General features: G+C 71.9%; 7 protein-coding genes. 5 read left to right on the forward strand and 2 right to left on the reverse strand.

The window, feature by feature from the left end; genetic code table 11:
* Position 1 precedes the first annotated feature (1 nt).
* The 5 genes from ACZ6ZR_RS36675 (at position 2) to ACZ6ZR_RS36695 (ending at position 10,198) form a co-directional block, all read left to right on the forward strand.
* Positions 2-4,387, forward strand: a complete 4,386-nt coding sequence (locus ACZ6ZR_RS36675) for a hypothetical protein (protein WP_465650064.1) — start codon at positions 2-4, stop codon at positions 4,385-4,387.
* Between the two features lie 1,004 nt (positions 4,388-5,391).
* Positions 5,392-8,223: a DEAD/DEAH box helicase gene (locus tag ACZ6ZR_RS36680; RefSeq protein ID WP_465650066.1), complete on the forward strand. Its 2,832-nt coding sequence runs from the start codon at positions 5,392-5,394 to the stop codon at positions 8,221-8,223.
* A 588-nt stretch (positions 8,224-8,811) separates the two neighbouring features.
* Entirely contained in the window at positions 8,812-9,252 is a 441-nt protein-coding gene (locus ACZ6ZR_RS36685) for a DUF6416 domain-containing protein (RefSeq protein ID WP_465650068.1), read from the forward strand.
* Between the two features lie 277 nt (positions 9,253-9,529).
* Complete coding sequence (locus tag ACZ6ZR_RS36690) at positions 9,530-9,943, forward strand: hypothetical protein (protein ID WP_465650070.1); 414 nt, start codon at positions 9,530-9,532, stop codon at positions 9,941-9,943.
* A 51-nt stretch (positions 9,944-9,994) separates the two neighbouring features.
* Positions 9,995-10,198: a hypothetical protein gene (locus ACZ6ZR_RS36695; protein WP_465650072.1), complete on the forward strand. Its 204-nt coding sequence runs from the start codon at positions 9,995-9,997 to the stop codon at positions 10,196-10,198.
* Between the two features lie 335 nt (positions 10,199-10,533).
* On the opposite strand, the gene ACZ6ZR_RS36700 is transcribed toward ACZ6ZR_RS36695, so the two are convergent.
* Entirely contained in the window at positions 10,534-11,271 is a 738-nt protein-coding gene (locus ACZ6ZR_RS36700; protein ID WP_465650074.1) for a hypothetical protein, read from the reverse strand.
* A 525-nt stretch (positions 11,272-11,796) separates the two neighbouring features.
* Entirely contained in the window at positions 11,797-12,435 is a 639-nt protein-coding gene (locus ACZ6ZR_RS36705; protein ID WP_465650076.1) for a DUF4190 domain-containing protein, read from the reverse strand.
* Between the last annotated feature and the right edge of the window lie 408 nt (positions 12,436-12,843).

The raw sequence follows: 12,843 nt of genomic DNA on the forward strand, positions 1-12,843 counted from the left end.
GATGGCCTGGCCGCCCGAGGAGGCGGGCGGGGCACTCCCCCGTCAGGAATCACAGCAGGATGCGGTGCAGGTCAACACCGCCTCCGCTCATGGGAGCGTCCATGCCTCCCAGTACGGCGACGTCATCCACTACGGTGCCACTGTGGATGGCCCGGTGCTGTTCGCCCAGTGGGAGCACAGGTTGCGCAGGCTCACGCCCGGTTTCATCCGCACCGGCAGCGGTGAGGACCTGCGGATCGATCGCGGCGCGGCCGTGCGCGACCTTTCGGGCCTTGTTACAGGTGCGGGAGCGCAGGCGGTCATCTTGGTGCGCGGGGAGCCGGGCACCGGGAAGTCGGCCCTGGCACTGGGCGTGGCCGAGGAGCTGAGGCGGCGCCGGTTCACCGTGCTCGCCGCGCCCTTGCCCGCCCTGGCCGGCCACCGGGACGGGCTGGAGGACCTGCTGGGGAGGGCGCTGGCCGCAGGGGTCAGCGCGGACGGGCACGCCGGTGGCGGGGAGCAGAGGCCGCCAGGCTGTGCCGTGTTTCTGGACGGCGCGGAGGCAGCGCAGGAGGGCCTGGAGGACCTGGTGGCCGAGGCCGCCGAAGCGGCCTGGGGCCTGGGCGCGGCTCTCATCCTGGTCAGCCGTGACGATGCGGTGGAGACCCTGCGGCAGGCTCTGGAGGTGGTGGGGCGCCCGGTTCGGGAGTTCACTCTCCGCTCGCTGGACGAGGGCGAGAGCGTCCAGGTACTGGCCGCCGCCCCCGAGCTCGCCCGGATCGCCCGCGACGCGAGGTCGCGCTGGCTGCTGGGTCGGCTGACCACCGTCGACCTGCTGCTGCGCGCCACACGCAGCGGTGCCCGTCTGCCCGAGGTGCTGTCCAGCGAGGCCGACGTCTACTCCGTGGTGTGGCAGGCCTTGGTCCTGCGGGGCGGGCGCCCCGGTGCCGGTGACGAGGGGTCGGGGGACGACCGGGCCGACGCGCTGGTGTCGTTGGCGGAAGGGCGGCTGACGGCACGCCGGGTCCGTCTTCCCACCGGCCGGACCCTGGCGTCTCTGCGTTCTGCTGGGATCCTGGCGCCGGTGGGCGAGGGGTCGGCGCTGGGAAGCGAGGAGCAGCAGTTCGCGCATGACGTGCTGCGGGACTACGCCGTGGTCCGGCGGCTGCTGTTGGAGGACGGCCTGCCGCTGCTGGAGGCGTCGGGGCATCGGTGGGCGGTGCGGGCGGCGCGGATCGTGTGCCAGGTGAGGCTGCGGCAGCGCGGCAGCGCGGCCGGTGCGTTCCTTGCGTGTTGGGAGGAGGTGTCGGCCAGGTTCGCGGCGCTGGCCGGGGTCCACGGCCCGCGGTGGGCGGAGGTGCCGTGGGAGGCGGTGCTGGCGGCGGGCTGGTGCGAGCAGGCGCTGGAGGCGCTGTCCGCTTCGCTGGCCGGCGACCCGCCGTTGCTGGACGGTCTGCTGTCGTGTGTGCAGTTGCGGTTCGCCGGCGAGGGGGCGTGCGATGTGGTGATCGCAGCGCCGGTCGTGGCGTGGCTGGCCGCGAACACTGCGCTGTTCGCCCCCGGCACCGATGACGAGCCGTCCCGGGGCGAGGAGGTGGTGCTCGGCTGGCTGCGGGGCGTCGCGCGGCTGGAGACGGCGGGATCCGACGTGTCGTCCTACCGCTCCGTGCGGGCCCTGGTACGCGAGCGCCTGCTGGGCGGCGAGGGCGGCCGGGAGAAGGGTGCGCTGCGGCTGGAGGCTCTGGGGCTGCTCGGCGCCGACCTGGACGAACACGTGGCGCGGGCGCTGCGGGCGGTGGCCTCGGCCGACCGGCGCGAACTGGCCCCGGTGGTGGACCGCTTCGATCCCGCACGTGCCCTCGCGGCCCGCGACCCGGACCTGCTGCTGCGCCTGGCGGCGGCGTACTACTGCACGGACCCGCACCACGCGGGGAAGGATCGCCGCCGCCAGGAGGCGTTCCGGGGACGGCACGAGTACGAGGGACTGCGCACACGCAGTCAGGCCGCCTGGCACCGGGGGCCGTTCATGGCCCTGCTGCGTGCCTCGGCCCCACACGGGCTGGCCCTGGTGTCCGCGCTGGCCCACGACTGCGTGTACGGGCCGGTCACCGAGTACTGGGACGGAACCTCCGAGTGGATCCCGGGCGAGCCCGACGGCGCCAGCTCCCCCGGCGGGCCGGTGCTGGAGGCTGACCTGCTGGACACAGGTGAACGCGCGTACGCCGGCGGCGCGGGAGCGTGGGGCTGGTACCAGGGGACCCTCAACGGCCCCCAGCCGTGCACGAGTTCCCTGATGGCCCTGGACCTGATGATGCATCACATGCTCGAGGGCGGGATGGAACTGCGGCACGTGGCGCAGTTCCCGCTGCGGCATGTCGGCACGGCCGCCGGCGCGGGCCTGGCCTACGGCTTCCTCGTGCGCCATCTGGACCGCGTCACCGACGAGTTGGACGACTTCCTCGCCCAGCCGCTGGTGTGGTCGTTCGAGAACCAGCGCGCCATGTACCGGGGCATGTTCGGCTCCGGCTCCCCCGCTGACCTGCCCGGTGACCTCTACCTGCGGGCGCAGCCAGGCCGTGTGGCGATGCACTTGGTCATCGAGGCCGCGCGCCAGGACGACCAGGCGGCGCTGGAGCGGTTGCGGGGGGTGTCGCGGCGCCTGCGAGAAGCAGGCGGGGAGCAGGATGTCGTGGATCCCGCGGCGGCGGGCAACTGGGCCGACCATCTGGACTTCGACCGCTACAGCATCCGCCAGGAGGGGCGGGAGGCGGTGGTCGAGGTCCTGCCCTCCCCCGACATCGCTGAGCGGATCGAACGGATGCGGGCCGCGAGCAGCTTCCAGAGCCGTCTGCTCGGGATGACCACGGCGTATCAGGCGATGACGGACCTGTGGCGGCGTGCCGCAGCCGCGGTGCCGACGGATTTGGACCAGCTGGCCGCCGACCTGCGCGTTGCCCGGGATGCCACCCAGGACCTCGATGCGGATCCCCGCTCCGATGAGGTCGGTGTCCACGCCATGGACGGCGTGTACGCGGTGGCCGCCGGGGCGGTGATGGCCGCCGAGACGGGCCGCGAACTGGAGGCAGACGATCTGGAGTGGGTGGTCGGGCTGCTCGCCTGCGTCATCACGGACCGCGTGCCGGCCGGCGCGGCCGATGCCACCTACCCCTGGGAGGGAAGCCGAATGGCGGCGCTGGTCCTGCCCCGGCTGCTGCTGCCCTGGGCCGCGCAGCGGGTCGGCCCGGCGCTGCGGAGGGCTGCGGCGGAGGCGGTGCGTGCGGCGGTGTGCCATCCAGTGCACGAGGTACGGCGCTACGCCTGTGACGGACTGACCGTCGTGTGGGCCCAACCGTGTGCCACACCCGGGCCGGTGTGCCATCACGCCCTCGCATGGGAGGCGGTCCTCGGCGGGATCCGGCTGACTCCCGCCAACCCGTTGAACGTCCCCGGCTGGTATCCCGAGGCACTCGATGAGTTCGATGAGGAAGATCGCGTCGGTGCCGCGCCGCCGCGCACGGCCTTGGGCCAGGCCGGCACCCTGGCAGCCGACCTCGAGGCCATGGAGGCCCACCGGATCCCGCTGGACCTGCTGTTCCCGAGCGTGGTGGCGGTAGTAGACGCCGCCGCCGGCGGGCACTGCGCCGCGCCTGCGGCGCGGGCGCTGCGGCCTACCGTGCTGAACGCCTACGCCCGGGCGGTCTGCGTCGAGGACGGCCGGTTCCACAACCTGCGTGCCGACATGACCGCCCCGCTCGCCGCGGCCGTGCTGCACGCCGGCCGCCGCGAGCCCGCCATCGCGACCGGGATCGTCGACCAGCTGGCCGGCTCGCCGGCCGTACTGGCGCTGTTCCTGGATGCCCTGAAGATGGCGGCCACCTACGAGCCGGAACTCGCCGGCCCGCTCGCGGTGCTGTGGCCGCACGCCATGGAGACCGCTCTCACCCTGCCCCCGGTCACGGACCGCCTCGGCTATCGGGCACGCCAGGGCCGCGAGGATCTGCTGCGGGAGCTCCTGCCCGAACCCACGCCCCACGGCTCCGACCGGCACCTGGACGCCGTCATCAAGGGGGCGCGCGCGAACTGGCTCCCCGCGCACCCCCTGCGTGATCACATCGAGGCATGGATCCCGGAGGCCCGCCGCGTCCAGCGGTGCGTCGACGCTCTGGTCGGCCTCCTGAAGTCCCAGCCGCTCGGCTTCCAGCTCGACCCCGGCCTGCGCTGGGTACGAGAACTCACCGCACCTGCCGAAGACCTGCCCGTCTCGCCGGGCTACCTCCTCCCGGAGTGGCTCGACACCCTGCGCCCTCATGTCGGCCCGGCCACCCGGCACCACTATCAGGCCCTTGTGGACACCTTCGCCAAGGACGGACACACGTTCGCCAGGCAACTGCAGGAACAGGACGAGTAGCCACCACCGCGCCCCGCCCTCAACAGGCGCATCCGGCTGCAGAGCAATCGACGCGCCGCGCTCCTGTGCCGGTCACGCTGTTGGGGTGGGCTCATCCACTGCCGGTGGGAGGTAGCGGCTGGCGGCGAGGTATCTCATCCTGCGTACACATTGCCGGGCCGCGTCCTGCAGGTAGTAGATGTCCACCTCTCCCCCGGATTCGACCCATCTGCCCAGCGCGTGGTCCATCACACCCCATACGCTTCGCCCCAGAGCGTCAGAGAGCATGGCAACCACCTCGAACCGGTCCCGGCCGCTCTCGCCATCCGCAGGCGAACGGCCTGTCACAAGGTCCCCCGTGCCTTCGTTCGCCATGAGCACCACAGTAGTGAACGGCTGCCGTCCTGTGTGCCCTTTGTGGATCCGGGCGTTGCGCGGTGAGACCTCCGGCGACCGTGTGTGCCTGCGACCGGTCGCAGGCACACGCCTTGTCCCCGATAGCGTCGAGGGATGTCCGGTGTCCTGCCAGAGCCGCGCACCCGGCGACACTCCTTGGCCCTGGTTCGGTCGTGAACGGCAATGCCCGGTCGCCGACTGGACACTTCCGGCGTGCCCGTCCCCCGCACGGCGAGGTCTGCTGGAATCCGACCCCGTGGAACCGTTCTTTGGCACCGGCCCGACCATCCCTCTGCACACCGCGCCCGTATGGGCGGAGGAAGCTCTGTTCGGCGCGAACAGGGTGAGCCAACTGCTGCTCCCCGAAAGCGCTTTGAAACCCACCGGGCCAACGGGGGGGACCCCTGGGGGTCTCGGAGCCCTTCGGCAGCCGGCCGGTCGGAGAAAGGCCGGGCCCAGGCGATGCGCTGAGCGCCGTACTGCCACGACCCGGCTCTGGTTCTGAGGCCACCTGGTCCGGTGCGCGCTCCATGTCTGGGCCGGCCGCGGTCATCCGCTCCCATCGCGGGGCTCTGCGCTTCCCGGTTCCCGACGAGCCGTACGGCCTGCGGCCCCCGCAAGCCGCCGCGTTGCTCCTCGCCCTGGGCCACTGGGCATCGAGGCAGCAATTGCCGGGCATCGTGGTGATGCCGACCGGGACGGGCAAGACGGAGACGATGCTGGCGCTCCTGGTGGGTGCCTGCCCGGTGCGGCTGCTGGTCCTGGTGCCCAGCAGGGCGCTGCGGGACCAGGTCGCCGCCAAGTTCGAATCCCTGGGGATCCTGTATGAGAAGCAGGTGGTGCAAGCCGGTGCGCTGAGACCCTGCGTGGGGCGCCTCGAGCACTCTTTCCAGGATCCGCAGCTGGCACGGCGCTTCGCGATGGCCTGCAACGTGGTCGTTGCCACGCCGAATGCGCTGCAGGCATGCGGCCCCGAGGCGCGGGCGGCTCTACTGGGCTCGTTCTCCCACCTGATCGTCGACGAGGCCCATCACGCGCCGGCGCTCACCTGGGCGAGCGTCATCGACGAGTTCGCCGGGCGGCCGGTGCTACTGTTCACCGCGACCCCGTTCCGCCGGGACGGCACCCGGCTTCCCGGGCGGATCATCTCCCGGTACTCGCTGCGCGCCGCGCAGCAGGACGGGTACTTCACCCGTATCAACTACCGCTCGCTGCCCGCCACCGAGAGCACGGACGAGCAGTTGGCCAAGCTGGCCGTGGCCCGGCTGCGCGAGGATCTCGCGAGGGGATTCGACCACGCGTTGCTAGCGCGGGCCGGTGATGTCCGCCATGCCGAGGAACTCGTGAGGATCTACCGGGGCATCTGCCCGGACCTGGTCCCGACCGTGGTGCACCGAGCAGCAGGGCCGGTGCGGAACCGGGCGGCCGTGTCCGCGCTGCGCAAGCGCGAGTGTCGCGTTGTCGTGTGTGTGGACATGCTCGGCGAGGGCTTCGACGAGCCGGCGTTGAAGGTCGCCGCCCTGCACGCCGTCCACCGGAGCCTGAGCCCGATTCTGCAGCTTGTCGGCAGGGTCGTGCGCTGCGGCCCTCACGTGGGCGAAGCCAGTGTGTTCGTGGCCGCGCACCGGGGCCCCGGGCGGTCCCCGCGGGAGCGGCTGCTGGCTCAGGACGCGGACTGGAACCACCTGCTGGCCGACTTGTGCGAGGACGCGGTCACCACCGTCGAGGAGGACAGCGCGTTCGACGCCACCTTCAGCGCAGGCCCTGGGGAGTTCTCGACGACGGGTCTGAAGCCCCAGCGCAGCGTTGTCGTCTACCGCACGGCCGGCCGCGTCTGGTTCCCGAAGAAGGCGACCGAGCTGTTCCAGGGCCCCCTGCGGGTACTGCCCGGGGGGATCTGCGAGGGCGGCGAGGAGCAGAGGGTGGTGTGGTTCGTCGTGGAGCAGCGCCGCGTGCCCCGGTGGTGTGCCTCGAGCGGTGTCGAGGAGATCGGGTACGACCTGGTCGTCTTGTACTTCGACCCGTCTCGGAAGCTGCTGTATGTCCACAGCGGGCAGCACGAGGGGGTGCACGCGAGGCTGGCGCGGGCGGTGTTGGAAGACGGTGGGGAGTTGGTCTGCGGGCCCACGGTCTATCGGGTGCTGCACGGTCTGGAGCGGCTGGTGCCCGTCAATGCTGGCTTGAAGGATGCTCGGAGCCCCTTCGCCAAGTTCTCCTCGCGAATGGGCAGCGATGTGTCGGTGGGCCTGACGGGCCAGGGCCACCAGTGGCCGACTCATATCGCCGCGCGTGGGATCGATCAGGGTGACAACGTGTGGATCGGCGCGGCCGCCAAGGGGCGGATATGGGCAGGCGGCAACGCCGTGGGGCTGCGGGAGTGGACGCAGTGGTGCGACAAGCTGGGGGCGAAGCTCGCCGATGCGGGGATCGGCACCGCCGAGGTGCTCGAGGGAATGATCATCCCTCAGAAGGTGAGTGAGCGACCGCCGTTCGTCTTGTTGTCCGTGTGCTGGCCCAACGAGGTGTACGGAAACCTACTGGGGCAGTTGTCTTTGGTATATGACGGTCACAGTCGGCTGCTGCCTGACGTGGGCTTCGAGGTGGACGACTACTCTCCCGCCGGGCCTTTTCGATTCTCTCTCGTCTCGGATGTCTGGCGGGTGCCCTACGAGGCGTTCTTCACCTCCCGTGGTGGCCTGGTCTACCGACCGCTGGGCAAGGACGCCGAAGTGAGCGGGAGCCGGGGCCCCTGTCCCCTCGAGGAGTGGATCAACCTCCACAAGCCGGATCTGCTCATGGAAGGCGACCGGCTGATCGACGACCAAGGGCTGCTTCTGGTCCCCGGGTACGAGCGGCGCCCCTTCGACACGGGACTGCTGCGGCCCTGGGCCTGGGAGGGGGTGGACTTCACCGTCGAGTCCCAGGGCCCAGGGCGCAGGGCGGACTCGGTACAGCATCATGTGTCGGCCCGGCTGAGGGCGCTTCAGCCCTTCGACGTCCTGATCGACGACGACGGTCCGGGCGAGGCGGCCGACCTGGTGGGCCTTCACGCCGACGGCGCCCATCTGGACATCACTCTGGTCCACTGCAAGTACTCCAAGGCCACGGCGGGGGCGCGGGTGGAGGACCTGTACGTGGTGTGCGGACAGGCGATGCGCGGAGCTCGGTGGCGGTCGGGCACTCACACTCCCCAGGAGCTCTTCACGCACCTGGAGCGCCGCATGAGCCAGCGGGCGGGGCGCCGTCCGGGGGTGTCGTCCTTCGAGGTGGGCGACCTCGCGCTCTTCACGCGATTGCGCGATCGCTCGCACCGGCTGCGTCCTTGGTTCCACACGGTCATCGCCCAGCCGGGCCTGCGGGCCTGCCGTGTGACCGACAGCCAGCTGCACCTGCTCGCCGGCACGCACAAGTACCTGGCGGACACGACCGCGGGAGATCTGGTCGTCTACTGCAGCCCCTGACCCAGGCAGGCCGGCAGCGGGCCCTCCCCCTGCGGGCCCGGTACACGCCCGCTACGCCGAGATCACCAGCACATCGCCGCACCGACCCCTCTGGGACTGCGCTGGCGGTCCTCGCCCGCCCCTGCGCATCCCAAGGACCGGGCACACGGCACGATCCCATGACGGCACGCTCCCCCTCCCCCTGGGCTGATGGCGAGGCTCCGGGCGGACTCGGCGAACGGTACCCCGGGGCGGGCGAGCCGCCGGATCGCAGGACCACCACCGGTACCGGGCCTCCTCTCGGCCTGCCTCCGCGTTCCGTTCGACAGTCCGTCAGGAGCCCCACGGCCGCCCCGGGCGCACCGGACGGTCCGCATTGGGTGAACCGTTGCCACGCGGCACGCCAGCCACCGCCCGACGGTTGCCGTCGGCGGAGCCGGGGCCCATCCGGCGGGCCGCCCCGGCGTTCGCAGACCCATCCCTAACCTCTCGACCTATGGGCAATTCACCCAAAAGGAATGGGTCACTACCCATCTTGACCTATGTGACCCATGGGTCAAGAATGAAGACCGAGGCCCGGGCGGGCCCGCACGAAACGAGAGGCACCACATGTCCCCCTTGGTCGAGGTCCGCGTACTGGTGGACGAGGAGCGCGTCCCGGAGTTCTACGAGATGGTCGGCCGATGGCTCGCCCCCCCCACCCCTCAGGACGAACCCGCCGGGACGCCGACCCTTTGGGCGGCCGGGCTCGAGGACCTGCCACTCGCCCGCACCGTCTGGGCGAAGCTGAGCGACCGCGCCCAGGCCCTGTTCGGGATCCTTGCTGCATCCCCCGGACGCCGCTTCTCGGCGGAGGAGCTCGCGGAGCAGCTGCACCTCCCGAACGGGAAGTACGGTGTCGCCGGGGTCCTGGCCTGGCCCGGTCGCCACTGCCGAAAGGCAGGACGCCCCCTGCCCGTCGAGTTCGCACCCACCCCGGTCGGCGAAGGAGCCGATTACTGGATGACGGCCGAAGCGGCCGCCCTGTTCAGCGCGGCCGCCGCCGCGTGATCCCGCCCGGCGGCGCCGGCCTCCGGCGTGGCGGCCGTGGACGGAGAGCGTCCATCCGCCCGAGGTGCAGCGGGAGGCGCCGGCGAGGCGTCGCGCCCAGGATCGCCGGACCCACCGGGGCTCTGTGCCGCCGACCCGAGAGGACCGGGCCGCTCGGGTCGGCCTGGAGGCCCTGGTTTCCCGTGCGCCCCGGCGTGGGCCCATGTGGCGCACACCGCTTCTCGATTCTCTGGCTTTTCTACTCATTTTGCTGCATGCTTCGGCTATGAGCAAAGCTGTGAGCATCGAGCTTGACGACGCCACCTACGCGCGGGTGCGCCTGCTGGCCCTGGCCTGGGGGGTGAGCGAGGGCGAGGCCGTGCGGCGCCTGATGGAGCACTTCGAGCGGCCCCTGCCGACGCAGGCACCCGCCCCGCCGGTGGCGACCGGGGGCGAGGACGCGGCGGTGGCGGTGCACGCCCTGTATGAGGGGAACCGTGTCCCCGGCCTCTACCACCCGGCGTCTCGGGCCCTGGAGATCACCGACGGTCCGGCGGCCGGCCGCTACAAGACGCCCAGCGGTGCCGCCGCCGCCGTCCTGCAGGCGTACAACCCCAAAGTGTCACCAAGCCGTAACGGATGGTCATTCTTCGTGATCGACAGCTCGGGCGAGCTCCTGCAGACGCTGCGCTGGCCTGCTGGCGGGAACTGACTCCCGGCGGCTTCTCTGTACCAATCGTGAGAATTATGAGGGGGGATCTGCATGGCGGGATCTGATGAGGAACGCGCGAGCGGGAATGCGTTGCTGAGCCAGCGGACGGCCTTGGTGCTGCTGGCGTCCGCAGTGGCCGGCGCGATCGTGGGCCTGCTGTCCTTCCTGGGCGGGATGCCCGCGGGCCTGGCGGCCGTGAGCGGCCTCGCCGCGTTCGGAGCAAGTGTGCTCGGTGTCGACCGCTGCGTCGGCTGACAGGCGCCATCGTTCCCGCGGGACGGGGCCCGCACCCGCTGCGGACATCCTCGGACGGGTTGCGGCTCGCGGCATCGCCGGAACCCGTCCGGGCCCGCCCTGGCACAGCCGCCATCCCCGGCGCGCGACGCCGGGGGCAGTGCCGCGACGACCCGAGCCGGGTGCGGCTCCAGTACCGGAGGAAAACGTCGCAGCCCGGGCCGGGCACCTCGCGGGTTGCCGGGCCCGGGCTGCGACGGATGGACGGTGGGCTGCCGTGGGCCGCGCCCGGGCCGCCCGTCGCGCGGCCGGAGCCGGTCCCACCAGTGCGGGCGGCAGGCCGGTCCGGCCGGCGGTCAGCCGAGTCGGCTCTGCAGATGGGCTGCCGTGAGCTCGACGCGCCTGGCCTGGCTGTCGAAGCCGAACATGCGGGTGGGCAGGTTGAGGTAGTCCGACTTCGAGGGGTAGTGGAAGTAGAGGATCTGCCCGCACACCGGCGCCACCTCCCGCATCAGGCTGTCCTGGCAGGTTCCCAGGACGGTGATGCCGTGGGTGGTGGCGACCTTGGTGATGGCGGCCAGGACCTCGCGGCGGTGTTCCTGTCCGAGGGAGTCGCCGAGTTCGTCCAGGATCAGGACCCGGCCTGGGGCGTTGGGTGCGGCCAGCAGGGCTGCCAGGACGAGGTGGATGGAGAAGAGCTTCTCCTGCGCGGTGTTGGTGACGGTGCCGTAGGACAGCAGTGGGCCGCCCGGGTTGCGCCGCCAGCGCGGGGTCACCGAGCACCGCCAGCTGTGGTCGCTGTCACCGGGAGGGGTGATCTGGTAGTCCAGGTCCGCGCCGAAGCCGGCGGCGGCGCGGTTGAGCTGGTCCAGTGCCGCGGAGATGCCCTCGAGGGCACCGGTGACGCGTTGGGTGATGACGTCCTGGGTGTGGCGCAGTTCGTCGGCCAACGCCTCCACCGAGGAGGCGGTGTACGCGTTCTCCGCTTCTCTGGCGGCTTGGACCTTCACCAGTTCCTGCGCGGCGTCGGCGTCGGCGGCCTCGGCGTCGGTGAGCCATTCCTGGAAGGCCCACAATGCGGTCTCGGTCAGCACTTCGGGGTCAGTCGGCCCTGCCTGCACCGCCTGGGCGAGTGCGGTGGTCGGGTAGCCGGCTGTGGGCGCTTTCAGGCGCAGCAGGTGCAGGCAGCCGCTGATGCAACTGTGGGCAGCCGCGCGCAGTTCGGCGGCACTGCGGCGTTCGACGGGAGGTTCGGTCTGGGGGCTGGCGGGTGGGTGGGGCGCTTCGACGAGGGGTGGGTGATCTGGTCGGGTAGTCAGTTCGGGGCCAGTTCAGGAGAGTGCGGGTGCGGACAACGGGTAGCAGCGCTCACCGGCCTCGCCTGAGGACTGCAACACCCATGAGCCTGCGGGGTGTCACGCCGACACCCGCCGTCCGACGCCGAGACGGAGCCGATGAGCCGGCCTACATTGCAGAGCTCCAGGCCCGGGTGATGTCCAGGCCTCACCGGCCCCGTCGGTGCCCATTAGGTGATGTCGCCGCACCAACGAACGTCGGTGGTCCGCGGGTTCGAGTTCGCGCAGGCAGCTGAGGGAGGACGGGGGCGGTCGCCCGTCCGCTCAGGTGCCGGCGGGCTTCGCCAGGATGCTGCCCGTCCAGCCCACGGTGCTGCCGACGAAGGCGCAGGTCACTTCGGTGTGCGAGCGGACGACGACGGAGTCGCCGAGTGGCAGGAGGTACTCGACGCCCAGCGTTTGCGGGGCCGGCGCACCGGAGGCCAGCTTCCCCTCGGCGGCGGTCCGGCAGGCGCGGTCCGCGGCTCGGTTGCGGTCGGCGACGTCCCCGTAGACCGCGTCCCCCAGGTCGGCGACGCCGAACACCTCGCCGTAGTGCAGCTGCGCGCACGGGACGAGCAGCACGCTCTCGCCCAACGACGCGGTGTCCGGTCCCGCCCCGAAGCAGTCCCCGGCCCGCAGGTCGTGGCCGCTGACGGTGCGCGGCCCGTCCTTCGACATACCGTCCCACAGGATGGAGGTCCCGAAGACGGCCCAGAGCGAGCAGAGCGCCAGGCCGGTCCAGGCGGCCCAGGCGCCGACCTGCTTCGTGCGCCGGATCCGGAGCAGCGCCGCCACGGCCAGCACCACGCCCAGCGGCCAGAGGAACCCGACCACCCCCGGCACCAGCGAGGCGAGCGCCAGTCGGCTCCAGCCCGCACGCTCGCCCGGCTCCAGGGCCGGGCCGCGGAGGAACGCCGCCATGGCGGCGGATCGTTCGGGTGCGTCCTCAACCGGTCGCACGGGCTCCGGCACGTCCGGCTCCTCAGCAGCCACGGTCTCCCCCTCTGTACTGCCACGGCGCTCCCTGCGGGGCCACGCGGTCGGTCGGCTCACATTGGAGCACAGCGCGACCACAGTCGAACATGTTTCCGGGCGGTGGCCGAAGACGGCGGCCGCCGGGCGGGCTCCGGGGGACGGTTGTGACCGGGGCCACCGCGGACGCCCTGCGGATCGGACGGTGCGTGCTCGCGTCCTCGCGCTGGGTCGACGATGTACCCGGCGTCACCGCCCGCGCGGGGTGGCGGCGGTCACACCGGGGCCCGGAAGGATCTTCCGGAGGGCCCGTCCGGCCCTTCACATCGGGGGCCGGATGTCGGCCATACCTTCGGT

Source organism: Kitasatospora sp. NPDC088742 (genome assembly GCF_055584905.1).